The organism is Ruegeria sp. BF12 (assembly GCF_056538705.1).
In genome coordinates, this window is the sequence record NZ_JBQFTP010000006.1 from 244,101 (window position 1) to 270,268 (window position 26,168).

At 59.4% G+C, this 26,168-nt stretch carries 25 protein-coding genes; 12 read left to right on the top strand and 13 right to left on the bottom strand.

The window, feature by feature from the left end:
* Nucleotides 1-20: 20 nt before the first annotated feature.
* The 3 genes from ACR0J0_RS12320 to ACR0J0_RS12330 all read right to left on the bottom strand — a co-directional run bounded on the left by ACR0J0_RS12320 (nucleotide 21) and on the right by ACR0J0_RS12330 (nucleotide 3,074).
* Nucleotides 21-782, bottom strand: coding sequence for an ABC transporter permease (locus ACR0J0_RS12320; protein ID WP_480664347.1), 762 nt, complete (start codon nucleotides 780-782; stop codon nucleotides 21-23).
* On the bottom strand, nucleotides 779-1,708 hold the full coding sequence (locus ACR0J0_RS12325) for an ABC transporter ATP-binding protein (protein ID WP_480664349.1): 930 nt from the start codon (nucleotides 1,706-1,708) through the stop codon (nucleotides 779-781). The genes ACR0J0_RS12320 and ACR0J0_RS12325 overlap by 4 nt, the downstream gene beginning before the upstream one ends.
* A 100-nt stretch (nucleotides 1,709-1,808) precedes the next feature.
* Nucleotides 1,809-3,074 carry a TAXI family TRAP transporter solute-binding subunit gene (locus ACR0J0_RS12330; RefSeq protein ID WP_480664351.1) on the bottom strand — a complete coding sequence of 422 codons (1,266 nt, stop codon included), beginning with the start codon at nucleotides 3,072-3,074 and terminating at the stop codon, nucleotides 1,809-1,811.
* Between the two features lie 123 nt (nucleotides 3,075-3,197).
* Between ACR0J0_RS12330 and ACR0J0_RS12335 the strand changes: the two genes are divergently transcribed.
* Nucleotides 3,198-4,307 carry a CaiB/BaiF CoA transferase family protein gene (locus ACR0J0_RS12335; RefSeq protein WP_480664353.1) on the top strand — a complete coding sequence of 370 codons (1,110 nt, stop codon included), beginning with the start codon at nucleotides 3,198-3,200 and terminating at the stop codon, nucleotides 4,305-4,307.
* Between the two features lie 56 nt (nucleotides 4,308-4,363).
* Here ACR0J0_RS12335 and hemE read toward each other — a convergent pair whose 3' ends face one another.
* Entirely contained in the window at nucleotides 4,364-5,398 is a 1,035-nt protein-coding gene (gene hemE / locus ACR0J0_RS12340) for a uroporphyrinogen decarboxylase (protein WP_480664355.1), read from the bottom strand.
* A gap of 108 nt (nucleotides 5,399-5,506) precedes the next feature.
* On the opposite strand from hemE, the gene hemC reads away from it, so the two are divergent.
* A complete protein-coding gene (gene hemC / locus ACR0J0_RS12345; RefSeq protein ID WP_480664357.1) occupies nucleotides 5,507-6,466 on the top strand; it encodes a hydroxymethylbilane synthase in 960 nt (319 codons plus the stop codon).
* A gap of 229 nt (nucleotides 6,467-6,695) precedes the next feature.
* Here hemC and ACR0J0_RS12350 read toward each other — a convergent pair whose 3' ends face one another.
* From ACR0J0_RS12350 to ACR0J0_RS12385, 8 genes are read right to left on the bottom strand one after another with little or no spacing between them, the layout of a single operon-like run.
* Nucleotides 6,696-7,970: an aspartate aminotransferase family protein gene (locus ACR0J0_RS12350; RefSeq protein WP_480664359.1), complete on the bottom strand. Its 1,275-nt coding sequence runs from the start codon at nucleotides 7,968-7,970 to the stop codon at nucleotides 6,696-6,698.
* Nucleotide 7,971: 1 nt separating this feature from the next.
* A complete protein-coding gene (locus tag ACR0J0_RS12355; RefSeq protein WP_480664360.1) occupies nucleotides 7,972-9,075 on the bottom strand; it encodes a mandelate racemase/muconate lactonizing enzyme family protein in 1,104 nt (367 codons plus the stop codon).
* Nucleotides 9,072-10,178 (bottom strand): mandelate racemase/muconate lactonizing enzyme family protein, encoded by a 1,107-nt coding sequence (locus tag ACR0J0_RS12360; protein WP_480664362.1) that lies wholly within the window; start codon nucleotides 10,176-10,178, stop codon nucleotides 9,072-9,074. The genes ACR0J0_RS12355 and ACR0J0_RS12360 overlap by 4 nt, the downstream gene beginning before the upstream one ends.
* Complete coding sequence (locus ACR0J0_RS12365; protein WP_480664397.1) at nucleotides 10,175-10,432, bottom strand: cupin domain-containing protein; 258 nt, start codon at nucleotides 10,430-10,432, stop codon at nucleotides 10,175-10,177. The genes ACR0J0_RS12360 and ACR0J0_RS12365 overlap by 4 nt, the downstream gene beginning before the upstream one ends.
* A gap of 23 nt (nucleotides 10,433-10,455) precedes the next feature.
* On the bottom strand, nucleotides 10,456-11,562 hold the full coding sequence (locus ACR0J0_RS12370; protein ID WP_480664364.1) for a mandelate racemase/muconate lactonizing enzyme family protein: 1,107 nt from the start codon (nucleotides 11,560-11,562) through the stop codon (nucleotides 10,456-10,458).
* Nucleotides 11,559-12,137 (bottom strand): dimethylsulfonioproprionate lyase family protein, encoded by a 579-nt coding sequence (locus ACR0J0_RS12375; protein ID WP_480664366.1) that lies wholly within the window; start codon nucleotides 12,135-12,137, stop codon nucleotides 11,559-11,561. Before ACR0J0_RS12375 ends, ACR0J0_RS12370 begins: the two co-directional genes overlap by 4 nt.
* The gene (locus ACR0J0_RS12380) at nucleotides 12,134-13,216 is read right to left on the bottom strand and encodes an alcohol dehydrogenase family protein (protein ID WP_480664368.1); all 1,083 of its coding nucleotides are present in this window, start codon (nucleotides 13,214-13,216) and stop codon (nucleotides 12,134-12,136) included. The genes ACR0J0_RS12375 and ACR0J0_RS12380 overlap by 4 nt, the downstream gene beginning before the upstream one ends.
* Nucleotides 13,216-15,669: an FAD-dependent oxidoreductase gene (locus ACR0J0_RS12385; RefSeq protein ID WP_480664370.1), complete on the bottom strand. Its 2,454-nt coding sequence runs from the start codon at nucleotides 15,667-15,669 to the stop codon at nucleotides 13,216-13,218. The genes ACR0J0_RS12380 and ACR0J0_RS12385 overlap by 1 nt, the downstream gene beginning before the upstream one ends.
* A gap of 68 nt (nucleotides 15,670-15,737) precedes the next feature.
* Between ACR0J0_RS12385 and ACR0J0_RS12390 the strand changes: the two genes are divergently transcribed.
* The 5 genes from ACR0J0_RS12390 to ACR0J0_RS12410 are packed head-to-tail and all read left to right on the top strand — an operon-like array spanning nucleotide 15,738 to nucleotide 19,714.
* Nucleotides 15,738-16,625 (top strand): MurR/RpiR family transcriptional regulator, encoded by an 888-nt coding sequence (locus ACR0J0_RS12390; protein WP_480664372.1) that lies wholly within the window; start codon nucleotides 15,738-15,740, stop codon nucleotides 16,623-16,625.
* A complete protein-coding gene (locus tag ACR0J0_RS12395; RefSeq protein WP_480664374.1) occupies nucleotides 16,622-17,710 on the top strand; it encodes an aromatic ring-hydroxylating oxygenase subunit alpha in 1,089 nt (362 codons plus the stop codon). The genes ACR0J0_RS12390 and ACR0J0_RS12395 overlap by 4 nt, the downstream gene beginning before the upstream one ends.
* A gap of 19 nt (nucleotides 17,711-17,729) precedes the next feature.
* The gene (locus ACR0J0_RS12400) at nucleotides 17,730-18,548 is read left to right on the top strand and encodes a hypothetical protein (RefSeq protein ID WP_480664376.1); all 819 of its coding nucleotides are present in this window, start codon (nucleotides 17,730-17,732) and stop codon (nucleotides 18,546-18,548) included.
* Nucleotides 18,549-18,572: 24 nt separating this feature from the next.
* Nucleotides 18,573-19,313, top strand: coding sequence for a sulfotransferase-like domain-containing protein (locus tag ACR0J0_RS12405; RefSeq protein WP_480664378.1), 741 nt, complete (start codon nucleotides 18,573-18,575; stop codon nucleotides 19,311-19,313).
* Nucleotides 19,314-19,330: 17 nt separating this feature from the next.
* Entirely contained in the window at nucleotides 19,331-19,714 is a 384-nt protein-coding gene (locus ACR0J0_RS12410) for a carboxymuconolactone decarboxylase family protein (protein ID WP_480664380.1), read from the top strand.
* 89 nt (nucleotides 19,715-19,803) lie between these two features.
* On the opposite strand, the gene ACR0J0_RS12415 is transcribed toward ACR0J0_RS12410, so the two are convergent.
* Entirely contained in the window at nucleotides 19,804-20,406 is a 603-nt protein-coding gene (locus ACR0J0_RS12415) for a helix-turn-helix domain-containing protein (RefSeq protein ID WP_480664382.1), read from the bottom strand.
* A gap of 147 nt (nucleotides 20,407-20,553) precedes the next feature.
* Between ACR0J0_RS12415 and glyA the strand changes: the two genes are divergently transcribed.
* The 5 genes from glyA to ACR0J0_RS12440 all read left to right on the top strand — a co-directional run bounded on the left by glyA (nucleotide 20,554) and on the right by ACR0J0_RS12440 (nucleotide 26,056).
* Complete coding sequence (gene glyA / locus ACR0J0_RS12420) at nucleotides 20,554-21,807, top strand: serine hydroxymethyltransferase (protein ID WP_480664384.1); 1,254 nt, start codon at nucleotides 20,554-20,556, stop codon at nucleotides 21,805-21,807.
* A 10-nt stretch (nucleotides 21,808-21,817) separates the two neighbouring features.
* A complete protein-coding gene (gene lpdA / locus ACR0J0_RS12425; RefSeq protein ID WP_480664386.1) occupies nucleotides 21,818-23,200 on the top strand; it encodes a dihydrolipoyl dehydrogenase in 1,383 nt (460 codons plus the stop codon).
* A 14-nt stretch (nucleotides 23,201-23,214) separates the two neighbouring features.
* On the top strand, nucleotides 23,215-24,159 hold the full coding sequence (gene lipA / locus ACR0J0_RS12430) for a lipoyl synthase (protein WP_480664388.1): 945 nt from the start codon (nucleotides 23,215-23,217) through the stop codon (nucleotides 24,157-24,159).
* Between the two features lie 24 nt (nucleotides 24,160-24,183).
* Entirely contained in the window at nucleotides 24,184-25,554 is a 1,371-nt protein-coding gene (locus tag ACR0J0_RS12435; RefSeq protein WP_480664390.1) for an alanine/glycine:cation symporter family protein, read from the top strand.
* 79 nt (nucleotides 25,555-25,633) lie between these two features.
* Entirely contained in the window at nucleotides 25,634-26,056 is a 423-nt protein-coding gene (locus ACR0J0_RS12440; protein WP_480664391.1) for a universal stress protein, read from the top strand.
* The last annotated feature ends 112 nt before the right edge of the window (nucleotides 26,057-26,168 follow it).

A 26,168-nucleotide genomic window follows, 5' to 3' on the forward strand; every position in this document is an offset into this window, starting at 1 on the left:
GCCCCGGGCTAATCAATACACTAGCTGCGAATGCGCCAGCCTGTTTTGAAGATCCACCCGATCACCGCCAGACAAATCCCGGTGAAGGCCAGAATCGCCAACAGGCTAAAACCGATAGGGACATCTGCCAGCCCATAGAAGGACCAGCGGAACCCGGAAATCAGGTAAACGACCGGATTGAACAAAGTGATCGTCTGCCAGAGCGGCGGCAGCATCGAGATTGAATAGAAAGTTCCACCCAGAAAGATCAGCGGTGTCACCACCAGCTGAGGAACCAGCGACATCTGTTCAAAATTGCTAGCCCAGATGCCGATGATAAAGCCCAGCAGCGAGAAACTGAGGCATGACAGGATCAGGAAGGCTGCCATGGCAAAGGGGTGTTCGATGCGTATGTCCACAAAAAACGTGGCCGTAACCAGGATCACCAGCCCGACAAACAACGACTTTGTGGCGGCGGCACCAACATAGCCGATCACGATCTCGATAAAGTTCACCGGAGCGGACAATAACTCGTAGATCGTGCCCAGAAACTTGGGAAAATATATGCCGAATGAGGCGTTGGATATTGCCAGCATCACAACCGACAGCATGATCAGCCCCGGCACGATGAATGCCCCGTATGATACGCCTTCGACCTCTTGAATGCGGCTGCCGATAGCGGTGCCGAAGACCACGAAGTACAGCGAGGTCGACAGAACAGGCGACAAGAAGCTCTGCGCCAGAGTGCGGAAGAACCGGGCCATCTCAAACCGGTAGATGGCGGCAATGGCGGACCAGTTCATGCGGGTTCTCCGGACACAAGGTTCACGAAAATCTCTTCCAGGCTCGACTGGCGGGTTTGCACGTCGCGCAACACCAGCCCCGCCTGCGCCACATCGTTCAGCAACGTAGTGATACCGGTGCGATCCGCGTGCGTGTCATAGGTATAAACCAGCGCGTCACCATTGCCGTTCAGAGTCAGGTTATGCGCGGCCAGACAATCGGGAATGGTCGAGATCGGTTCGGTCAGCATGACCTCGATCTGCTTCTTTCCCATCTGGGCCATCAGGGTGTCCTTGTCCTGAACCAAAAGCAGCTCACCCTTATCGATCACACCGACCCGGTCGGCGATGGCCTCGGCCTCTTCGATGTAATGCGTGGTCAGGATGATGGTGACCCCGGCCTGTTTCAGTTCGGCCACGATCTCCCACATGTCCTTGCGCAATTCGACATCAACACCGGCGGTCGGCTCATCCAAGAACAGTACACGCGGCTCATGCGCCAGAGCCTTGGCAATCAGCACGCGGCGTTTCATGCCGCCGGACAACTCCTTGATCGCATTCTTACGCTTGTCCCACAGCGACAGCTTGCGCAGGATCTCTTCGATCCGCGCATTGTCGCTGCCATGCCCGAACAGGCCACGCGAGAACCGAACCGTGTTCCAGACCTTCTCGAACGGCTCAAGCGCGATTTCCTGAGGCACAAGTCCGATCATCTTGCGCGCCGCGCGGAACTCGTTCTGGATGTCATAACCGCCCACCGTAACCGTGCCCGAAGTAGGCGTCGTAATACCGCAAATCGTTGAAATCAAAGTCGTCTTGCCTGCCCCGTTCGGCCCAAGCAACGCCAGAATTTCACCCTGCTCGATATCCAAGGACACGCCTTTGAGCGCCTCGAATCCGTCGGCGTAGGACTTTCGCAAATCCCTGATGGACACAATGGTTGTCATGCACTTTCCCTGTTCTGGCGGGCACATTACCCCGGCACACCAACACATAACAGGTCAATTTCGCACATTGTTCTGCGCTTTTTTGTGGGAAAACGCCGCTTCAGTCTCGGCCGTTTTGCTGCATCTCGGCAATGCGTTTTTGAACCAGTTCAACGTGCAACCGGGCATCGTATTGCCCTTGCCGATAAGCCGCGGGCAATCGCAATGTGGCCAGGCGTTCATCCAAAGCGCTCAGGTGTGACTGCATCTCGCGCAGTTCATTGGTGTCGGGGTTGCTGGCCAGTTCCTGCTCGATTTCCCGAATCTCGGGGTAGTGCTGCCAGACCCGCCACCGCATCGCGTAGGCATAGGCCAAGGGCACAAGCCGTATCAGAGGGACGACTATGAAGAAGAACGGCAGCAACAACAAAAGAACACGATTGATCTGCGCTGCGATCCAATAAGGCAGCCAGTTGTGCCATGTTGAAGGACCATCTAGGATCAGTTGCCGGGCTGTATTGCTGATGGTCATGCCCGCCCCCTCGATGTTGGGAAACGCCCCGGGATCAGAAAGGATGCCGCGCGCGCCGTGCAGTTCAAGCGCCGCCGTCGTCAGGCGGTTGATCTGCGCGGGATGTAAATCCGGGCGCACCACCAGGCGGGCTTCGATGGCGATCAGCTCGACCGGTCGGGGCGGCAGAACCGGATCCAGCGACATGCCTCCAGCCGGAACCGTTACGACCGTTGCATATTCCAGACGACGTGAGATCGCCTGTACATGGTCCAGAGCCAGCACGCGCAACCCCGGTTCGTCGTAAGCAGCCTTCAGGTAAGGGGCTTCGATCGGGGCGACATAGACAGCGATATCCAACTCTCCGGCCAGCAAAGCCGCCGCCGCGTCGGCATAGGGAATCGAGAAATGCGTGTTGTCCGCCTCAGTCAAACCCACGGCCCTTTCGAAATCCCGAAACGCCGCAGCCGTGCCGGATCCCGGTGCGCCGCTGTTGATCCGCAACCCGGACCAAAGCGCCGGGTTTGGCGGGATGGCAGCGGCTTCGTTCACCAAAAAGATGATGGGTTCAAAAAACACAGCACCGACGGCCTCGGCCTTCGCGGGGTCCACCCGGATGCCGCCCTGCAGAAACGCAGCATCGACATCGCCCGCGTTCAACAGTTCTGCATTCTCGACCGAACCGGCGGTTTCGAGAATGTCCAGCCGAATGTCGTCCCGCGCCAGAATCTCGGCATAGTCCTGCGCCACGGTTTCATAAGCACCACCGGCCGGTCCCGCCGCCAACAGAAAACTGCCCGGAGGGTGCAGTCGCGCCAAAACACCTGCCAAAACAGCCAGCGCAACGGCGCTGCCAAAAAGGATCCACAACCGCATCCGGGCCTCACTCTCCATCCGGCGTCGAACGCTAATGACCGTGCGTCATTCTGGCAAGGCGGCATAATCCGACCTTGCCATTCGCCCACAACCCCGAAACCCTGCGCCGGCAGGAGGACCGCGATGCTCAACGGAATTCGGGTAATTGAAATCGAGGGATTGGGGCCCGGCCCTTTCGCAGCCATGTTGCTGGCCGATCTGGGTGCGGATGTCATCACGATCCACCGCAGAGGCCAGCCCGCCGTGCCGGGCATGCCGGAACAATCCGTCCTGGATCGTGGCAAACGCTCGATTGCCCTGAACTTGAAGGAATCAGCGGATCTGGAGATCGCCAAACGCCTGATCGCCTCGGCCGATGCCCTGATCGAAGGGTTCCGCCCCGGTGTGATGGAGAAGCTGGGGCTGGGCCCGGATATCTTCAAGGATAGTAACCCAAGGCTGGTCTACGGCCGCATGACAGGATGGGGACAAGACAGCCCGCTGTCCGAAACCGCAGGGCATGATCTGAACTACATCTCGCTGTCCGGCGCGCTCTGGTATGCGTCCGGTCCCGACCAGCCCCCCCAGACCCCGGCGACATTGGTCGGCGATATCGGCGGCGGGGCGATGTATCTGGTTGCGGGAATTCTTGCCGGTCTTTTGAACGCACAGCGAACGGGTCAAGGCACGGTCGTCGACGCCGCCATATATGATGGCTCGGCCCATATGATGAACCTGTTGATGAGCATGCGCCAAACCGGAAACCTGTCAGAGACGCGTGGGCAAAGCCTGCTGGACGGCCCCCATTGGAGCCGGACCTACAAATGCGCCGACGGAAGGTTCGTGACCGTTCAGTGCCTGGAACCCAAATTCTACGCCGAATTTCTGCAGAAACTGGGGCTGTCGGACGATCCCTATTTCCAAAAACAGTACGTCCCGGCGCTCTGGCCCGAGCTTACGCACCGCCTGACTGAAGTTTTCGCCACCAAACCCCGCGACCACTGGGCCGCCTTGTTCGAAGGGTCGGATGCTTGCGTCGCGCCAGTTCTAAGCCCGCAAGAGGCGCAGGCGCATCAAATGAACGCCGCGCGCCAAACATGGGTCGACCACGACGGGACATTTCAGGCAGCCGCTGCGCCCCGCTTTTCCACCGCAATGTGGCAGCCGAAACCCAGCCCCCAACGCGGCGAGCACACAGAGGACATTCTGGACGAACTCAACGCAAAGCTACCGCCCGCTTCTTCACCTGGCTGAAAGTATCTCGGGGATGAATTGGCCACATGCCAAGAAGGGGGCTGGCCCCCTCCCCTTTAGCGTCCGCGCACAGTGTCGATCATCAGTTGCACGTTCTCCGGATCTGCATCCGGGGTAATCCCATGACCCAGATTGAAAATATGCGGCCCTTTCGAGAATGCCTCAACGATCCGGCGTGTCTCGTCCACCAGAGCCTGCCCACCCGTGACCATGTGTGACGAGGCCAGATTACCCTGAACACAGCCATCCACCTGAACATGATCGGCGGCCCATTCGGGTGATACCGAATTGTCCAGCGCGACGCAGTCCACGCCGGTGGCCTTGGCAAAACCGATATAGCCATCGCCCGCCTCACGCGGGAAGCCGATCACCGGGATGCCGGGATGACGCTGCTTGATGGCTTGCGTGATCACACGGCAAGGCTCGACCGCGTATTTCTGAAACGCCTCGCCCTTCAGCGACCCGGCCCAGCTGTCGAAGATTTTGACAACTTCGGCGCCAGCTTCAATCTGGGCGGAAAGGTACTCGATCGTTGCCAGTGTGATCCGGTCCAGCAGAGCCTCGAACAAGGCCGTGTTCTCTTCGCGCAAGGCATGGGCCGGACCCTGATCCGGTGTTCCGCGCCCGGCAATCATGTAGGTCGCCACAGTCCAAGGCGCGCCCGCGAAGCCGATCAGCGTCGTCTCAGATGGCAACTCGCGCGACAGGATCCGCACGGTTTCGTAAACGGGCGACAGGGTTTCGTGGATATCCGCAACCGGCTTCAGCGCGTCAAATTCGGACTGCTGCGTGATCGTCGACAGACGCGGCCCCTCCCCCGTGACAAACCACAGGTCAGCGCCCAGCGCCTGCGGCACCAGAAGGATATCGGCAAACAGAATCGCCGCGTCAAAGCCATATCGGCGGATCGGCTGCAACGTGACTTCGGCGGCCAGCTCGGGGTTGTAGCACAACGACAGGAAGTCGCCGGCCTGCGCCCGTGTCGCGCGATATTCTGGCAGATACCGCCCGGCTTGGCGCATCATCCAGATCGGCGGCACATCCTGTACTTCACCCGCCAGCGCCCGCAGCAGTTTCTTTGTCTCGGCCATCTTTGTCCCCAATCGTCTGGTTTGCGGCAAACGGGTCTGCCTTCGGCGGCAATTTGTCAAGGTCTGCCCCCATTGTCAGGGCAATGTGACGCGACTAAAGCTGTGCACATGACACTGACCCTGCCAACCCCCGCATCACCGCTCAAGATCGGCACTCGTGGTTCACCGCTGGCGCTGGCGCAAGCTTATGAAACCCGTGAACGGCTGGGCAAAGCCTTTGATCTGCCCGAAGAGGCGTTCAACATCGTGGTGATCAAGACCACCGGCGACAACCGCGCCATGATCGACGCGGATCGCCCGTTGAAGGAAATCGGCAACAAGGGCCTGTTCACCAAGGAAATCGAAGAGGCGATGCTGAGCGGCGAGATCGATATCGCCGTACACTCAACCAAGGACATGCCCGTGGAACAGCCCGCCGGGTTGGTTCTGGACACGTTCCTTCCGCGCGAAGATGTGCGCGACGCCTTCATTTCGCCAAACTTGAGATCGATCCACGATCTGTCGCAAGGCGCGGTGGTCGGCACCTCGTCATTGCGTCGCCGGGCACAATTGCTGAACCGGCGTCCCGATCTGAAGGTCGTTGAGTTCCGCGGCAACGTGCAGACGCGCCTCAAAAAGCTGGCCGATGGTGTAGCGGACTGCACGTTCCTGGCCATGGCGGGCATCCGGCGCCTGAACATGGACGATGTCCCCGCGACCGCGATCGCCCCTGAGGATATGTTGCCCGCAATCGCACAGGGCACGATCGGCATTGAACGGCGAAGCGACGATACCCGCGCCGCCGAAATGCTTGAAGCGATCCATGACAACGAAACCGGATATCGGCTGGCGGCCGAACGGGCGCTGCTGGCAGCTTTGGACGGATCCTGTGAAACCCCCATCGCGGGTTTGGCAGAAATACGGGACGGCCAATTGCGTCTGCGTGGGGAAGTACTGCGCCCCGACGGATCCGAGGCAATTTCCGAAGAGGCCAAAGGTGCCATCGCAGACGGCGCTCAGATGGGTCGCGCCATGGCAGAAACCTTGCTGAAACAGGCAGGCCCGGGGTTCTTCGATTGGAGAAACTAAAAAATTTATGAAATGTGAACTACTTCACTGTGGGTGAGCCAATAATCATGCATGACTAAGGCACACCGATTGAGAAGTCGGGTCGATCTCGAAAATGTCGAAAGTTTTTTAGTTCGTTCTTTTTTTGTAAGTGGTATTCGAGGGGGCGAGACCTGACCCTGAAATCCGATCAGTTAGGGCCGCTGTCAGCAATGACAGCGGCCCGCTTAATTTTACCCCCTGACACTCTTCAGGCGCTGATCGCCTGAACTGCTTTTTCGACGGCCAGTCGCGTCTGGTCCAGATCAGCTTCGGTCACGGCCAGCGACGGATAAAGCTTGCCCGGTGCTTTGAACACTCCGTTGGCCCGTAGGATGTTGTTGTAGAGCGCATTGCGCTGAGGATCGTCGTGTTTTGCGCTGCGATAATCACGACAATCTCTGTCGGTGAAATAGACGTCGAATAAGGTTTCGTCGCCGCAGATCTGATGTGGAATGCCTGCCTTGGTCAGCGCGTCCACCTGCATCTGCTGTAACTGCGATCCGATCCCGCGCAGGCGATCATAGACACCATCGCGCCGCAGGATCTCCATGGTCTTTAATCCGGCGACCGAGGCGACAGGATTGCCAGACAAAGTCCCCAGCTGCATCAGCCAGCCTTCCTCGCCTACTTGCGCCTTGTCGAAATGCTTCATGATCTCGGCACTTGCGCCGGTCGCCGCCAGAGGGAAGCCGCCGCCCGTAATTTTGCCCAAAGTGCAGATATCAGGCGTCACGCCATACTTCTCTTGCGCACCACCATATGCGAGGCGGAATCCAGTAACGATTTCATCGAAAATGAGCAGGACATTGTGTTTGTCGCAAAGTTCCCTCAACCCCTGAAGGTATCCGGGCGCCGGAGGGATGATACGCTGCAACGGCTCGACCATGATCGCGGCAATGTCGTCGTGTTCATCCAGCAGATTGGCGACAGCTTCCAGATCATTGAACGGTGCGATCAGCATCTGCTCGGCCACGCCTTCGGGGATGCCAGCGCTGTCCGGAACCGCCTGAGGGAAGTTGACATTACGGCTTGGGGCAAGACTCATCTGTGCCTCGGCGCTCATACCGTGATAACCGCCTTCGAATTTCAGGATCTTGTTGCGCCCTGTATAGGCCCGCGCCAAACGGATCGCGTACATGTCCGCCTCACCGCCCGAGGCCACGAAGCGGACCTGCTCGCAACACGGTACAGCATCGATGATGGCCTCAGCCAGTTCGATGCCCCTGGCGTTGTTGGCAAAGAACGTCATGCCCTTGGGCAGTTGTTCCAAAACGGCTTCCATGACTTCGGGATGGCCATGGCCCAGCAACATCGGGCCAGAGCCGATCAGGTAGTCGATGTACTCATAGCCATCCTCATCCCAGACATGGCTGCCTTCACCACGGGAAATGATGATGCCCGGGTCGAAATTGCCAAACCCTCCGGCGGGCAGAACCTCGTTTGCGCGGGTAATCCATTCGGATTGGGTGTTGATTTTCAGCATGTCAAACGATCTCCAATATTGGCAGGCCAAGCACTCCGGGGTCTGGCACAACACCTAACCCCGGACCTTCGGGCGGGGCAATCCGGCCGTTGTCACGGTTTGGTGCATCCGGGCAGACGCGTGGGGATACATAAGAGGACAGGTCACAGGTGTTCATCAACGACCCGTGCGGGGTCGAGGCCGCAAAGTGCAACGATGCGGCTGTGACGATGTCCGAACCCCAGGTGCATTCGGCACAAATCTCAGCGCCCAGATGCACGGTCAGATCCCGCGCGCGGCGCATGGCTGACAAGCCGCCGAACTTCGACAGTTTCAGGGCGACGGCATCCATGCAGCCCAGTTCATGCGCCCTTAGCAGCGAGGCCAGATCATGCGCGTTTTCATCGATCTTCATCGGCAGGCCGGTTGCCTGCCGCACGGCGGCACAGTCCTCAAGCGTTTTGCAGGGCTGTTCCAGCATCACATCCAGATGCGCCACCGCCCTGCCCGTTCTCGTTGCCTGCAACCGCGAGGCACCGCAATTCCAGTCGCCATAAACCAGCGGCCCCGGTCCCACAGCCTCGCGTACCTTGGTCAGCCGTTCCGCATCGGCCTGCCAGTTGCCTTCAACCCCCAGCTTGACCTGAAACTGACGAATGCCGGTCTGATAGGCCGTCTTTGCGATCCGCGCCATGTCGTCCGGTGCGATACAAGTGATCGAGTGATAGAGCGGCATGTCCTTCCGCGTCCGCCCGCCCAGCAGCGCATAAACCGGCTGACCCGAGGCCTGCCCGAACAGGTCCCAAAGGGCGATATCCACCATGGACTTGGCATAGCGGTGCCCAAGCAAAAACCCGTCCAACTTGCGCATCGGTGCATCGACACCAAAGGGCGCCATGCCAAGGATTTCCGGCCCCATTTCGGCAATAGCTGCCGGAACGCCACCGGCGTAGGCGGGCAGGTAATGCGGGATCGGGCAGACCTCGCCCCAGCCCCTCAGACCAGTATCGGTTTCGAGGCACAGAATGTGGCTTTTGACCGTCGCGCAGGTCTTACCTTCGGCCATGTGATAGGTCTCGTGACTGGTCAGGTCGACCGACCAGAGCGTAATTTTGTTGATCCTCATTGGTAGACCCCAACCGGATCGCCCAGCGCATCCTCGTCAGGATGCACGCCAAGCCCCGGCGTTTCCGGCAGATGCAAGTGGCCGTCGACATTGCGCGGACCTCGCCCGCCCGCGATATCGACAGTGATCATGTCCTGACACGCCCAGACCGCGTGACAATTGTCGTCTGGGATCGTCGCCGCCAGATGCAGCGCCTCGGTATCGGCCAGAACCGATCCGCCTGTGGCCATCACGAACATGTCGATACCATGCGCCAGCGCGATATCCCGCATTCGGGCTGCTTTGGTCAGCCCGCCAACGCGGTTCAGCTTGATCCCGAAGACTTCGGCCAACCCGTCGCGGGCAATACGCGCAGCGTCCTGCAGTGTCACAAGGCTCTCGTCGACAGATACAGGCGAGGCATGTCGGCCGGAAATGGCGGCGATGTCATCCAGCGACTCGCCGGGTTGCTCGAATGTGACGTTCAGGTCTTCACAGGCGCTCATAACGCGCAGGGCCTGTTGCCGGGTCCAGCCACGGTTGACGTCATAGAGGACAATCTCACCCGGTCGCCGGATGCTTTCGACGTCACGTACGCGGGCGATATCTCGTTCCACATCGCCGCCGATCTTCACCGAATGGGCGACATAGCCGCGGCTGCGATACCGCTCCATCACTTCGCGCGTTTCCTCGACGCTTTTGGCCCCGACCGACGAGGCGATCGGGCGCGGAGTCCGCGACCCGCCGCCCATCAGATCGGCAATCGGCATTCCCGCCGCTTGCCCTGCAATATCCCAGCAGGCCATGTCGATGGGGCTTTTGGCGTAGAGGTGGCCGGGCAGAGCGATATCCATCGCACGTTCGACATCCAGCACCCGACGCGGATCAAGGCCCAGAATGAACGGAGCCATCGTCTGAATCCCGGCGCGAATACCCGGGCCATGCGCGGGCACATAGGTATGCCCCCACGGAGTACCTTCGCCCCAGCCGGTCAGGCCGCTATCCGTTTCGACCTTGACCAGCGTTGCGTCGAGCACTTCGAACTTCAACCGGCCACCAGACAACCAATACGGATGCTCGAGCGGCAGATCGACATGATAGACTGAGATTCGGGTAATTTTCATTTCAGTTCCACTTCAACAAAGGACATCGGTTCGTCCCCGGCATTGATCACGTTGTGCTCGACACCCTCGTCACGGCGATAGGCGGTTCCCGCTGGAACTGTTACGTCTTTGACAGAGCCGTCGGGCAATTCCAGCTGCATATGACAATCGGTGATTGCCGTGATGACGTAATCCATCACGTGACGGTGCCATCCCGTTTCAGCATCGGGCGCAAAGTCAAATCGCGTCACCCGAACGCGGGCGTCATCGATCATCTGGGTTGCAACGGCTTGCGGTCTCACAGGCTGAACTCCTCAATCGGCGCACCGAGGCTTTCGAAATCGGGCACTACGCCCATTCCTGGAGCATCCGGGGCATAGAGCTTGCCATTCCGCGACATTGGTCCGCCGATTCCGGTAGATCGGGTGTTGTAGTTCATCAAGTCGGTGGTGTTTTGCAGGTATTCGGGCGGCGTCGAGGCCGCAAAATGGGCGACAGCCGAGGTTGTGATTTCCCCACCCCATGTGTCTTCGCTGACCACCGGAATGCGGTTTTCGACGAGATAATCCCGCACCCGCCGCGCCTTGCTGAGCCCGCCAAGATTCGAAATCTTGAGACAGCAGATTTCGGCCCCTCGATCCGCAACGATGCGCTGCGCCATATGCATTCCGGTCAGGCATTCATCCAGCTTCATCGGTTGCTCGGCGACGCGGCGCACCTGCTGGCATTCCTCATAGGTCCGGCAGGGCTGTTCCAGGATGTAATCCAGATCCCGCGTTGCCCGCGCCACCCGGATCGCGTTGTCGACGCGCCAGCCCTGATTGGCATCGGCCATCGCCTTCTCACCCGGATTTAGCAGCGGGACGGTTGTACGAATGCGGTCAATGTCGGTGGCCCAGTCACCCCCGACTTTCACCTGAAACTGCCGATACCCCTGCGCGCGGTATCGGTCCATTTCGGCCACCGTCTCATCCACCGCTTTCTGCGGCGCGACCCGGTACATCGGCGCGCCATCCGTCAGCTTGCCACCCAGCAGCATCCAGACCGGCTGATCACAGGCCTTGCCCAGAATGTCCCAGCACGCCGCATCGAACGGAGCTTTGGCATATCCGTGACCCTGCACCAGTTGGTCCATCAGTTGTTCGATCCGCCCCGCCTGCCGTGGGTCTTCGCCCAGCAACTTAGGCGCGACCAATCTGGCCAGCGCCGCGACCCCTTGTGAATGGGCAACCATGTAGTTTTCGCCACAAGGCGTGAATTCACCGCAACCCTGTAGACCGGCATCCGTGTCGATGACGACAACAGATGCAATCGCCGTTTCAATCGCGTTACCCGCACCCCAGACATAGGCCCCGCCTACATATGGAAGCCCAGTCTGATAGACACGGATACGAGTGATTTTCATGCGGCGTCCATTTTTGGCAAATCGCCCATTCCCTCACCACGCCAGAGAACGAAGGTCAGGATCGGCTGATCGGTTGTGGTCATCGCATGGCTTTGCCAACTTTCGTGATGGCGTGTCTGGTTCGGGCCGACATAGGCTTCGTTCCCTTCCACCCGAAACGTCGCTCCGCCGCCTACGATTAGGTAAAGCTCCTCTGCCTGATGGCTGTGCCAATCATAATGCAGGCCCGCCCCCCAATAGGCGACATAGCCGCGCAATTGGGTAGAGTGGAAATGCCCGGTCGGGCCGAACAACTCGTAGTAACCATAACGATTGAGAAAATCGGCTCCGACCTCTTCCTCGGTATAGGTATGCTTCCATTGAGCCAGATGCGCAGTTGCCCTGATCGCATCGGTCAAGGACTGCGTCTCACCCTCGGTCGGGAATTCCGTTTGCTGAACCAGCTCCATCGCCGGAATCTGGTTTGGGCCCAGATCCGCCGCCACAAGGTCGTCAGGCCAATCGCCAAAGGCGGAAAGCTCTGGGTGCGATTGGTGCAGCCGCCGGGCAGCCTCAAGAACGTCGTCCAGTGTCATGGGGTCACCACGATGTTGCCGGTGTGTTGTTTGGCAATGAACGCGGCCTGAGCCTCACGCAGTTCCTCCAGGGGAAAGGTGGCGGCAAGCGCAGGCCTAATCTCTCCGGCCTCGATGTATTTCACAAGGTTCCGCATGACTTGCGGATCAATCACGGTCGAGCCGGTGAAGGTCAGGTCGCGTAGATAGAACGTTCGCAGGTCGAACTCGACAATCGGTCCGGCGATCGCACCCGAACATGTATACCGGCCACCACGTTCCAGAATGTCGATCAGGTTCGGCCAGTAAGGCCCACCCACAACATCAGCAACGACCGTGATCTTCTCGTCGCCTAGCGCTGCCCGCAGGTTTTCCGGCGCACGCGGTAGGATCACATCAGGGCCAAGTTCGGCCACATCCGCATGCTTTGCCTCAGACGCCATCGCGATCACGCGAGCGCCCCGGCGTTTGGCCAGTTGCACCAATGCGCCACCGACCCCTCCCGACGATCCGGGCACCAGAACAGTGTCGGCGTCGGTTACGTTGGCGCGGGTCAACATGCCCTCGGCCGTCGAATAGGAGCACGAGAACGTGGCAAGTTCGGCGTCCGACAGGTCGGACTGGATCGGAACGGCATTAACCGCCAGAGTCGTAGCATATTCGGCGAACCCGCCGTCTCTCTCCGAGCCGAAATAACCCGTCTTATCCTTGTTGCCCGGGTCCGCCGGGTTACGCAGCCACCCATCGGTGATAACACGCTCGCCGATCATCCTTGGATCGACACCTTCGCCTACGGCCACGATGTGACCGCAGATATCGGCTCCCTGAATGCGAGGGAAAGTGATTGGGTTGCCGCCCCAAGTGGGGTCCTCTTCGCCAACCTCTTCGAACGCTGCGCCGGTGGTCGCGTCGGTGACGGTCTTGGAATACCAGCCCGATCGCGTATTCACGTCCGTGTTGTTCAGGCCGCAAGCCGCAACCTTGATCAGCACTTCTCCGGCGGCGGGTTCGGGGCGCGGCCAGTCCTCGTGCAATACCATCTGTTCCAGTCCGCCATGGCCCATCGTGACCATGGCTTTCATTTTGTCGGGCAAGCTCATTATGCAGTCTCCAGAATGGCGTCAGTACGTGGCAGCAGGCTCTCGGGATCATAGGCTGGTTCGCCCAGAACGCGGGCTGCGCGCGGTTTGCCGTGAATTACAACTTGCAACTCGGTCCCGGCAGTGGCCGCCTCGGGTTTGATGTAGGCAAAGGCGAGGATCTTGCCGACTGTAGGGCCATAAGCCACCGAGGCGGTCGAGCCCACGACCTTCCCGTTTAACATGACAGCTTCGCCACCATGCCCGTCAATCTCACCATCCGGCTCGATCTCGAGGTAAGCACACACCCATGGCAGATCAGTGTTCAGGGTCTTGTCCTTGCCCAGAAACTCCTTGTCGGTACGGGCAAAACGCAGCACGTCGGCTTCGGCCAAGGTAACCTCGTTGGTCAACTCGCCCGCGCCTTTGAAACCCTTCTCCATGCGCATCACGTTCATGGCAAAGCTGCCGTAGTCGGTGATGCCGTGCGGCTCACCCGCTGCCCAAAGCGCGTTGTAGACATCGAGGCAGGCGGCGTTGGGCATGTGCAGTTCCCAGCCCAACTCACCGGCATAGGACATGCGGAAGGCCCAGACGTTGTGGCCCGCGATGGTGATTTCCTGCGCGGACAGCCAGCGGAACCCGGCATTGGTCAGATCGGCATCGGTGCAACGCGCCAGTACATCCCGCGAGCGGGGGCCGTTCAGCGTAAGGGCTGACCAATCCGCCGACAGGGCCGTGATCTGAACATCCTCATCCGCGCGCTGATGCGCCAGATGATCCAGCAGGCGCTGTTCGAAGAAGGCCGCGCAGACCAGATAGAACCGATCCTCAGCCATGCGGACAATCGTTGTCTCCAACTCGATCCGGCCACGGCGGTTCAGCATGTGGGTCAGGGTGATCGAGCCGACCTTCTGCGGCATCCGGTTGGCGGTCAAACGATCCAGCAGGGTATAGGCGTCCGGTCCCGAAACCTCGACCTTAGTGAAGGCGGTAACGTCCATGATGCCGACGCTCTCACGCACTGCTTTGACCTCAGCCGCGACCATGTCGTCAGCAGGGGTACGGCGGAAGGAATAGTGATCGCGCTGCTCTACTCCGTCCCGCGCAAACCATCGCGGACGTTCGAAGCCATAAACCTCTTCATGCACCGCACCCTTGGATTTGAGCAGCTCGTACAGTGGGGACGGTTTGATCGGACGCCCTTCCAAACGGTTGAAATGCGGGAACGGGATCTCGTGGCGCAGGCAGTAGTCTTCCTCGGCCTTGATCACCTGCCAGTCCTTGGTGGCATAGCTGCCGAAACGGCGGGGATCGAACTCGCGCATCGAGATATCCGCTGCGCCATGCACCATCCAACGTGCCAGCTCGCGGGTCAGACCCGGCCCCCAACCGATGCCGATCTGCGTCCCGCAGCAGCACCAATAGTTGCGAACGCCCGGCGCGGGACCGATCAGAGGGTTGCCATCTGGTGGATGCGAAATCGCCCCATGTACGTCGCGCTGAATGCCGAGTTCCGCAAAGATCGGCATCCGGTTCAGGCTTTCCTCAAGCCACGGCATCACCCGGTCGTAATCCGCATCGAACAGCCAGTTCTCGTATTCCCAGGGGCAGTGATCATGCCAGACCGAGTTCGGGTTCTCCTTCTCGTAAATCCCGATCAGCCCGCGCTGCTGCTCCATCCGTATGTAGCCCGAGACCTTGCGGTCATCGCGGATAACCGGCAGTTCCTTGTCCAGATTCTGAAACTCGGGCACCGGCTCGGTCACAAAATAATGGTGCGTCATCGAGGTCATCGGCAATTGCAGCCCGGACCATTCGCCCATCTGACGCGCATAGGTGCCGCCAGCGTTCACCACATGCTCGCAGGTGATGGTGCCCATCTCGGTTTCGACCACCCACTCGCCGTTGTCGGCCTGCGTGATGTTGGTGGCGCGGCAATTGCGGAAGATGTTGACACCTTTTTGACGCGCGCCTGCAGCCATCGCCATGGTCACGTTGGTCGGATCGACATGCCCGTCATCCGGAGTGTGCAACGCACCCAGAACACCTTCGAGATTGTAGTACGGGTGCAGCTCGGCCACCTTCTCAGGGCCGACGAGTTCGATATTAAAGCCCAGCGACCGGCCCACCGACAAGGTGTGACGCAGCCAGTCCATCTCATCCTCGGTATAGGCCAGACGGAACGAACCACAGCCATGCCATGTGACGGGCTGGCCGGTTTCAGCCTCCAACTGACCAGAGTACAGACCGATGTTGTAGTCCACACATTTGCCCAATCCAAAACTGGACGTCGAATGCGTGATCTGGCCCGCCGCGTGCCAGGTGCTGCCGCTGGTCAGCTCAGCCTTTTCCAGCAGGACGGTATCGTCGCCCCACCCTTCATGCGCCAGATGATAGGCCAGACCGACCCCCATGACACCTCCGCCCACGATGACCACGCGGGCATGTGACGGCAGATTCTTCTCGGACATGATTTTTCCTCTTCCCGAGTCGCGTTTCTGCTCGACAGGCTAATTCCACAAATGTACCATCGTCAATCATGAATGACACAAATGTATCATCTGCTGTCCTCGACCGCCTGAGTCAGGAGTGGGATGCCCTCACACCCGAGGCGCAAAAAGCGGCGCGTTACGTTCTGGAAAACCCAACGGATGTTGGGGTTTCGACGGTGCGCGAGATCGCCGAAGCGGCCAAGGTCAAACCCAACACTTTCGTGCGCATGGCGCGGCAGGTGGGGTTCGATGGATACGAGGATTTCCGCGCCCCGTTCCGCGATGCGATTCGGAAAGGGGGCGTGTCGTTTCCTGACCGCGCCCGTTGGTTGCAGGATATTGGCAAGTCGGGGGAACTGGGTGGCCTCTATGCCGATATGATCGGCGCCGCGATCCGAAATATCGAGGAAACCTTTGCCGGGATCGATGCCGATACCCTGAAGGCGGCCGCCGAAGACATCTGGAACTGCCGCCAGATTTTCACGCTGGGAGTTGGCGTCAACAACGCAAACGCGCGCAATTTCACCTATCTCGCCTCAACGGGGATGAAGCAGTTCCACGCGATCCCCCGGCCCGGCTCGACCCCGGTGGATGATCTGGCATGGGCTGACGAACAGGACGTACTGATCGCGATCACCTGCCACCCATATCGCACCGAAGTGATCGAGGCCGTGAAACTGGCCCGCGAACAGGGGCTGACGGTGATCGGTCTTTCCGACAGCCCGGCCAGCCCGATCATCCTGAACGCGCATCACGGCTTTGTCGTCGCCGCCGACACGCCGCAATTCTTTCCGTCATCCGTCTCGACTATCGCGTTGCTGGAAACGCTGCTGTCTTTCGTGATCGCAGTATCCAGCGATGAGATCGTCGAGCGGGTGGAACGGTTTCACCAACGCAGACACCAACTTGGCCTCTACGCGGAGGAGCCCGAATGAACGCACCCCTGACCCACTCATTGGATGCCCGATACTATACCGACCCTGCGATTTTCGAGCAGGAGATGCAGGGCCTTCTGGCCCGAACGTGGCAGTTTGCAGGCCATGTCGCACAGGTCCGGGAAACGGGGGATTACTTCGCTTTTGAAATCGCCGGGCAGAATCTTTTTTGCATTCGCGGCCGCGACGGCGAAATCCGCACCTTCTACAACGTCTGCCAGCACCGCGCGCATGAAATGGTGACCGGCGCGGGCAACACGCGCGTCGTCGTCTGCCCTTACCATGCCTGGACCTACGAGCTGTCCGGTCAATTGCGCGCCGGTCCCAACATCAAATCCGTCCCCGGTTTCGACCGCAACGCGATCTGTCTGACCTCAGTCCGTACCGAGGTCTTCAACGGTTTCATCTTCGTCAACCTCGACGATGACGCCGCCCCGATGGATGAATGGTACCCCGGCGTGCGCGAGGAAATCCGTGCCTTCGTCCCGCATATCGATGATCTGGAACCGCTCGAATGGGTCGAGATTCCTGAGAATTGCAACTGGAAGGTCAGTGTTGAGAACTACTCGGAGTGCTATCACTGCCCGACCAACCACCCGACCTTTGCCGAAGGCGTGGTCAAACCCGAGACCTATGACATTCAACCCGACGCAGGCGGCGGTTACGTCCTGCGCCACACGACCGAGTGCCAAAGCCTCGACAAGATGACCTATCCGATCGATCTGTCGGTTCCGCATGCGGGCGACTATCAGTCGTGGTTTCTGTGGCCGATGTTCTCGTTCCAGTGCTACCCTGGCAATGTGCTGAACACCTATCACTGGCGCGCGGGTGACGCCGACCACTGCACCGTCTGGCGCGGCTGGTACACTGAGGGCGGCTCGGAAAGCGCGGTGATCCGGCAACTGGCGGTACAGGACCGTGAAACAACGGTCGAGGAAGACATCCGTCTGGTCGAAAGTGTCCACCGCGGCCTGAAATCCCGCGGCTATCGCCCCGGGCCGCTGGTTCTGGACCCCGGCTGCGGCGTGATGTCGGAACACTCGATTGCTCGTTTGCAGCAATGGATGCGCGAGGCCGTGGATTAATGACCGAGGTGGCACACCCATGCTGATGCCCGAGGATTGGCGCCCGGAACACAAGCTATTCCCGCATCAGGTTGGCTTTACCAGCCCGCCTTTTGATTTCGATGCGGCGCCGTCAGACTTTCTGCGAATGTGCCCCGGAACGGTCGGTGTACATGGCTGGATGCTGCACGTCCCGAACTACGTGCACGGGCTGGATCAGAGGAAACAGAACTTTGGCATGCTTGAGGATTTCGTTCATTGCATGTCCCGCAACGGCGTCGACGTCTGCGGTCAGGTCGGATCGAACTGGGTCCACGCCTGCGGGCTTGGCGTCGAAGGGGTACGTCAGCACTGCGCGGATCTGTCGGACAAATACGGCACACAGTTTCACATGGCCGGATACGCAATGGTCGAAGCTTTGCGCGAGATGAATGTCGAAAAGGTTGCCCTGAACGCCGCCTATCACTGGCCCGAATGGTGGCAAGGTACGGTCGGGTTTCTGAACGAGGCCGGGTTTGACGTGCTCTACGCCGGAAATTTCCATGAACAGGGATGGTTCGACAGTCAGGAAGAGGTCAATTCCTACCGCTGGGTGTTTGACGGTGATCTCGCGATGAAAAGCTTCGAATACGTGGCCGAACAGGCCCCGCAGGCCGATGCGATCCTGATCAACGGCATGTGCAATTTCCGCACCGGGCCAAATGGCCTGCCGCAGCGCCCCCTGCATCTGGCGGATACGCTTGAGACCGCGCTTGGCAAACCTGTGATCGGCCACGACATCGCGCTGTATTGGCGCATCTTTAAATCCCTGAACCTCGCGCCTGACACACCGCACGGAGAACTTCTCCGGCGGCTATAGACCTCACTTCAAAGGATCATCGACATGAACAAAATCCTCGCGCTCTGGGCGGTGCCCCGCTCTACGTCCACCGCTTTTGAATGGATGATGCGACAGCGCGGAGATCTGGATTGTCTGCACGAACCCTTTGGCGAGGCCTGGTATCAGGGTGAAGATCCGCTGTGGCACAGGTTTAAACCGGGCGATGTGACGACGCCGGGCCTGACACTGGACACAGTCTGGGCCGACATTCAGGCCCGCGCGCAGAAAGGGCCGGTCTTCATCAAGGACTTCCCGCATTACATCAATCACATGTGGGACGCCGAGTTTCTGTCGCATTTCAACCACGCCTTCCTGATCCGCGATCCGGCAAAGACTGTCACCTCGATGTACAAGCAATGGCCCGACTTTGCCGAAGGTGAGGTCGGCTTTCCGGAACAGCGCGCCCTATTCGATCTGTTGACCGCACTGAATGGCACGCCCCCGCCGGTAATCGACAGCGATGACCTGCTGGAAAACCCTCATGTCATAACTGAACGGTTCTGCGACGCTGTCGGCATCCCGTTTCTGAAAGAGGCGCTGAGTTGGGAGGCCGGCGGCGATCCATCCGCCCACTCCTGGTGGGATGGCGGGTCGTTCCACGCCAACCTGGCCAATTCGACGGGGTTGGCTCCGCAGCCCCGCAAACATATCTCGATCACGGACGCGCCGGATCGGGTCAAACAGGTGTACCGCCGGATGAAACCCCACTACGACCACCTGTACAAAAATCGGCTGACGGGCTGATACACCGGAGAGAAAACATGGCAGACATTTTTGACGAAGACCTGTTCCTGAAAGGTCTTGAGCAGCGCAAGAACACGCTGGGCGCGGAATATGTGGAAAAGAACCTGGCGGCGGCAGATGACTTCACCCGCCCATTCCAAGAGGCGATGACCGCCTGGTGTTGGGGGTTTGGCTGGGGCGATGACGTGATCGACGCCAAAACGCGATCGATGATGAACCTGTCCATGATCGGGGCTCTGGGGAAAATGCATGAATGGGAAATTCACTGCAAAGGCGCGATCAACAACGGTGTTACACCCGAAGAAATCCGGGCCATCATCCACGTCGTCGGAATTTATTGCGGCGTTCCCCAAGCATTGGAGTGTTTCCGAGTCGCCCGCAAGGTTCTGGGACATACCTGAACCCGCAGAGCAACCAGTTCGGTTCAAACTTCTTTAAACAGAAATGCGGCCTCTACAGGGCCGCTTTCATCTTTTGTGTCGCTCCGGATTCACTCGAGCGACACCCAAAGCACCTTCGCATCTTCTTCGCTGGTCGAGATACAGCCGTGCCCCATGCCGCTGTCATAATAGAGAGAGTCACCCGCCTTCATCGGCAAGGGCCGGTAATGCTCTGACACGAAAATCAGTTCGCCGCTGATCACATACATGAACTCTTCGCCTGTATGTCGGATCCATGTCTCGAATTCGGACAGGTCGCGGGCTTTGATCGTCGCGATATAGGGCAGCATCCGTTTGCTGGTCAGTTCCGAACACAGCAATTCGTGCATATAGGTCGGCGTGTTTTTGATCTCACCCTCACCTTTGGGGGTAAAATCGCGTCGGCCTGAAATCCCGGATTGACCGGACTGCAGGAACAACTGCGGCGTACTCATATCCAGTGCCTGTGTCAGACGACGGACGATATCGAAGCTGGGCCGCGTCTGGTTGTTCTCGATCTTCGAAAGGGTGGACCGCCCGATTCCTGCAGCGCGCCCAGCTTCCTCCAAAGTCCAGCCTTTTGCACGGCGCGCATCGCGGATGGAACGGCCCAGAGCAGCGCCTTCGTCTTGTTCTTCCAGTCCGGAAACATCGCCTCGGGTTTCGTCTCCCATATAAATCTCCCTGTTTTATCAGAGGTTACAGATTTCCCCAGGCACAAACAACTTCACAAATGTGAGAAATATGTTGCTTCAACTGTACGATTTCCACTATAGGAAACAAAATTTCGTACTGAGGATTCGGTGCTGGAGGAGGAAATCATGTTCAAAACGTCGCTTACCGAAGCTGATCCGGTTATCGCAGCGTCAATTGCGCGCGAAGGCAAACGCCAGGCCGAACAGATCGAATTGATTGCGTCCGAAAACATCGTGTCGCAGGCTGTGATCGACGCGCAGGGCTCTGTCCTGACCAACAAATACGCCGAAGGTTATCCCGGTCGCCGCTACTATGGTGGCTGCGAATACGTGGATGAGGTCGAGTCCGAAGCCATTGATCGTTTGAAAAAACTGTTTGGTTGCGAATACGCAAACGTTCAGCCGCATTCCGGCGCGCAGGCCAACGGAGCGGTCAAGCTGGCGCTGCTCAGCCCCGGTGATACGATCCTGGGCATGTCGCTGGATGCAGGCGGCCACCTGACCCACGGTGCCAAACCCGCTCAATCCGGCAAATGGTTCCGCCCGGTCCAGTACGGGCTGACCGACGCCGGGCTGATCGACTACGATCAGGTTGAAGCGCTGGCAAAGGCCGAAAAGCCGCAATTGATCATCGCCGGCGCGTCGGCCTATTCACAAAAAATCGACTTTGCCCGTTTCCGCGCTATCGCAGACGAAGTTGGCGCATGGCTGCTGGCCGACATGGCCCATATCGCCGGTCTGGTCGCAACTGGCCTGCACCCCTCGCCTGTCGGCCACGCGCATGTGGTCACGTCTACCACGCACAAGACACTGCGCGGTCCGCGTGGTGGGATCATCCTGACCAATGACGAGGCGCTGGCGAAAAAGATCAACTCCGCTGTGTTCCCCGGTCTTCAGGGTGGCCCGCTGATGCACGTGATCGCCGGCAAGGCCGTTGCATTTGGTGAGGCGCTGAAGCCGGAATTCAAAGACTACATGCAGCGAGTCGTGGACAGCGCATCCGCTCTGGCGAACGTAATGATGGCTCGCGGTTGTGACATCGTCTCTGGTGGCACTGAAAACCACCTGATGCTGGTCGACCTGCGCCCGCTGGGCGTGACCGGCAAAGACGCCGAGGCCGCGCTGGAGCGTGCCGGGTTCACCTGCAACAAGAACAGCGTACCGGGCGATCCGGAAAAGCCAACCGTGACGAGCGGTGTCAGGCTGGGAACGGCTGCGGGCTGTAGCCGCGGGTTCGGACCGGAAGAGTTTAAGCAGATCGGTCACCTGATCGGCGATGTGCTGGACGCTCTGGCCCAGTCGCCTGAAGGCGACCCGACTGTCGAAGCTGAAACTCGTGAAAAAGTCCGCGCGCTCTGCGCCAGCCATCCGATCTACTGAAAGAACACCCATGAGCATCTATGACCTCATCGTCATCGGCGGCGGCCCCGGCGGATACGTCGCTGCAATCCGCGCGGCCCAACTGGGCATGAAAGTGGCCTGCGTCGAAGGACGCGGCGCGCTTGGCGGAACCTGTCTGAATGTGGGGTGCATACCCTCCAAAGCGTTGCTGACCTCCTCGGCCAAATATGCCGAGCTTGCACACCTCTCCTCCCATGGCATTGCCGTCGAGGGGGCCAGCATCGACGTGAGCTCGATGATGGGGCGCAAGGACAAGATCGTTGGCGATCTGACCAAGGGAATTGCCTTCTTGTTCAAGAAGAACGGTGTCGATCTGATCGAAGGCTGGGCCAGCATCCCTGCGAATGGGCAGGTCAAGGTCGGTGACGAAGTCTACGAGGCAAAGAACATCCTGATCGCGACCGGTTCCGAACCCACGCCGCTGAACGGAATCGAAATTGACGAACAGGACATCCTCAGCTCGACCGGCGCAATCGCGCTGGACATGGTACCTGAGCATCTGGTCGTCGTTGGTGCTGGGGTTATTGGGCTTGAGCTTGGGCAGGTGTGGTCTCGGCTGGGTGCCAAGGTCACGGTCGTTGAATATCTCGACCGTGTTCTGCCCGGAATCGATGGCGAGATCGCCAAACTCGCACAGCGTGCCCTATCCAAGCGTGGGCTGAAGTTCCAACTGGGCCGAGCATTGAAATCGGTAACCAATACCGACGCAGGCTTGACGCTCACACTGGATCGGGTCGGCAAAGACAAGGAAGAGGTGATCGAGGCCGACAAGGTCCTGATCGCCGTCGGCCGCCGGCCCGTGACGCGCGGGCTGGGGCTGGAAGATCTGGGGATAACCCTGGACCCGCGCGGATTTATCCAGGTGGACGACACGTTCTGCACATCCGTTCCCGGCGTCTATGCGATTGGCGATTGCGTGCCCGGCCCGATGCTGGCGCACAAAGCCGAAGAAGACGGCGTCGCCTGTGTCGAAATGCTGGCAGGTGGCGCGGGGCACGTCGATTACAACACCGTACCGGGCGTTGTTTATACCGACCCTGAGGTCGCCTCGGTCGGCCAAACGGAAGAGACTCTGAAAGAGGCCGGAACCGAGTATACTGTTGGCAAATTTGCATTTATGGCCAACTCGCGCGCGCGTTCGACCGGTGAAACCGACGGCGCAGTCAAAGTGCTGGCGGGAACAGATGGCCAGATTTTGGGGGCACATATTTGTGGTGCCCATGGCGGTGATCTGATTGCGGAACTGGTTCTGGCCATGACCAAAGGCGCAACTGTCGCCGAGGTCGCCGCAACTTGTCATGCGCACCCGGCGATGGGCGAGGCGGTCAAAGAAGCCTGCCTCGATGCCATGGGCCGCGCAATCCACGCCTAAGTGAGGACAGTCAGATGACGATCCAGCTTCGACCACGTCACCCGGAAAAGGCCAAAAAGGCCGACAGTGTCATCCCACGCAAACCGAAATGGATCAGAAAGAAAAAGGTCGAAGGGTCCGAGTATTACGAAACCCGCCGCCTGATGCGCGACCACAATCTGGCGACGGTCTGCGAAGAGGCTGCATGTCCGAACATCGGTGAATGCTGGTCCAAGCGCCACGCAACCATGATGATCATGGGCGAGGTCTGCACACGGGGCTGTTCCTTCTGCAACGTGGCGACGGGCCGTCCGGACGAGTTGGACGTTTTCGAACCGGGCCGTGTCGCTGCAGCGGTGAAAAAGCTGGGCCTGCGCCATGTGGTCATCACTTCGGTCGACCGCGATGATCTGGCCGATGGCGGGGCGGAACATATCGCCCAGACGATCCGCGCTGTGCGACATCAGAACCCCGGCACCACGGTCGAGGTTCTGACCCCCGATTTCCTGGGCAAAGGTAATGCTGCGGATGTGGTTTTCGATGCCGCTCCGGACGTGTTCAATCACAATCTGGAAACCGTGCCGCATCTCTACCCAACGGTTCGGCCCGGCGCGCGGTATTACACGTCCCTGCGGCTGCTGGACGACGCAAAACGCGCCAACCCCGAGATTTTCACTAAGTCCGGCCTGATGGTTGGTTTGGGCGAAAGCCTGAGCGACGTCCGTCAGGTGATGGACGACCTGCGTGCGGCACAGGTCGATTTCCTGACTGTCGGCCAATACCTGCAGCCAACCCCGAAACATCACCCGATCGATCGTTTCTGGACACCGGAGGAGTTCGCCCAACTGGAGCAAATCGCACGTTCCAAGGGCTTTTTGCACGTGTCGGCCACGCCGCTGACCCGTTCCTCGTTCCACGCGGACGAAGACTTTGCCGCCCTCAAGCAGGCCCGCCAGCGGGCTCTCGCGACCGGGGCATAACCTAACGCAAATGGGAGGGATACCATGGAAGCGTTAAATTCAATCGTAGGGGCCATAAATGGCGTCGTATGGGGGCCGCTGATGCTGGTTCTCATTCTTGGCGTCGGCTTCTTCCTGCAGGTCGGCCTGAAATTCATGCCGATCCTGCGCATTGGCACAGGTTTCAGCCTGTTGTTCAAAGGCCGCGAAGGTCAGGGCGAAGGGCAGATCAGCCCGTTCAACGCGCTGATGACTTCGCTGTCGGCGACCATCGGTACGGGTAACATCGCCGGTGTGGCCACTGCTGTCTTCCTGGGCGGTCCGGGCGCCTTGTTCTGGATGTGGATGACCGCCCTGGTGGGCATGGCCACCAAATATGCCGAAGCCGTCTGCGCGGTGAAATACCGTGAAAAGGACGAGTTGGGCAACTTCGTCGGCGGCCCGATGTATTACATCAAGAACGGCCTCGGCGCGAAATGGGCATGGCTGGGCGTTGCATTTGCCCTGTTTGGCGCAATCGCGGCCTTCGGCATCGGCAACGGCGTACAGGCCAACGGTGTTGCTCAGGTTCTGGAATCGAACTTCGGCGTGAACACCTCGATCACCGGCGTTATTCTGATGGTTCTGACTGCAGCCGTTATTCTGGGTGGCATCACCCGCATCGGTGCGGTTGCCGGTAAACTGGTTCCGGCCATGGCGATCGCATACATTGTCGCTGGTCTTCTGGTTCTGATCATCAACATCGGCGAGATTGGCAATGCCCTGTCGCTGGTCTTCACCTATGCCTTCACCCCGTCCGCCGCCGAAGGTGGTTTCGCGGGCGCAGCCGTCTGGGCCGCAATCCGCTTTGGTGTGGCGCGTGGCGTCTTCTCGAACGAAGCCGGTCTGGGTTCAGCTCCGATCGCACATGCGGCAGCCGAGACCAAAGGTCCGGTCAACCAGGGCCTTATCGCGATGCTGGGTACGTTCATCGACACCATCATCGTCTGCTCGATCACCGGTCTGGCGATCATCTCTTCGGGCGCGTGGACATCAGGTGAATCGGGCGCGGCACTGACCTCGCTGGCCTTTGCAAACTCACTGCCGGGCGGCGGTCACCTGATCGCAATCGCGCTGTCGATCTTTGCCTTCACCACCATCCTGGGCTGGTCGTTCTACGGCGAGAAATGTGTGGAGTTCCTGCTGGGCGTCAAATCCCTGCTCCCCTACCGCGTGCTGTGGATCGTTGCGATCTACTTCGGCGCAACCGCGGATCTGGGCTTCATCTGGCTACTGGCGGATACGCTGAACGCCATGATGGCCATCCCGAACCTGATCGCTCTGGCCCTGCTGAGCCCGATCGTCTTCAAACTGACGAAAGAGTTCTTCGCCTCGGGCGGCAAGTCCGAAGAGCCGGGCGGCTCACCTGCCGAATAATCCGGCCTTTAGAAAAAACGGGGGGCCAACCCGGTCCCCCGCCTTTGAAACAGAATTCCATATCTCGAGGAGAGACGTGATGGCCACGAAAATCCTGCTGCCAATTGACCACACCGACGAACGCTCGTGGAAACTGGCCCTGCCGACCGCATTGGAACAGGCAAAATTCTACGGTGCTGAACTGCATGCGGTCGCCGTCATCCCCGAGATCATCCAGCTGCCGAACCTGCCCGCCAACTATGGCGCAGGCGCGAAAGACCACGTGCGCAATGCGGTTCAGGCCATTCTGGATCACGGCAATGCCTCTGACGTTGCAATTCACGTCGAAGAAGGCAGCGTTTATCGCGAAATCCTGAAGCTGGCCTATAAGGACGGCTTTGATCTGATCGTCATGGCGTCGACCAAAGGCGATTTCCCGAACTACGAGATTGGCCCGAACCTCGCCCGTGTCGTGCGTAACGCGCATTGCACCGTCATGGTTGTTCGTGACCAGTCCCGCTGATTGAAAGGTTGAGAAAATGACCGCATTGAAACGCACGCCCCTTTACGACTTACACGTTGAGTTGGGAGGTAAGTTGGTTGATTTTGCTGGGTGGGAGATGCCTGTTCAGTAT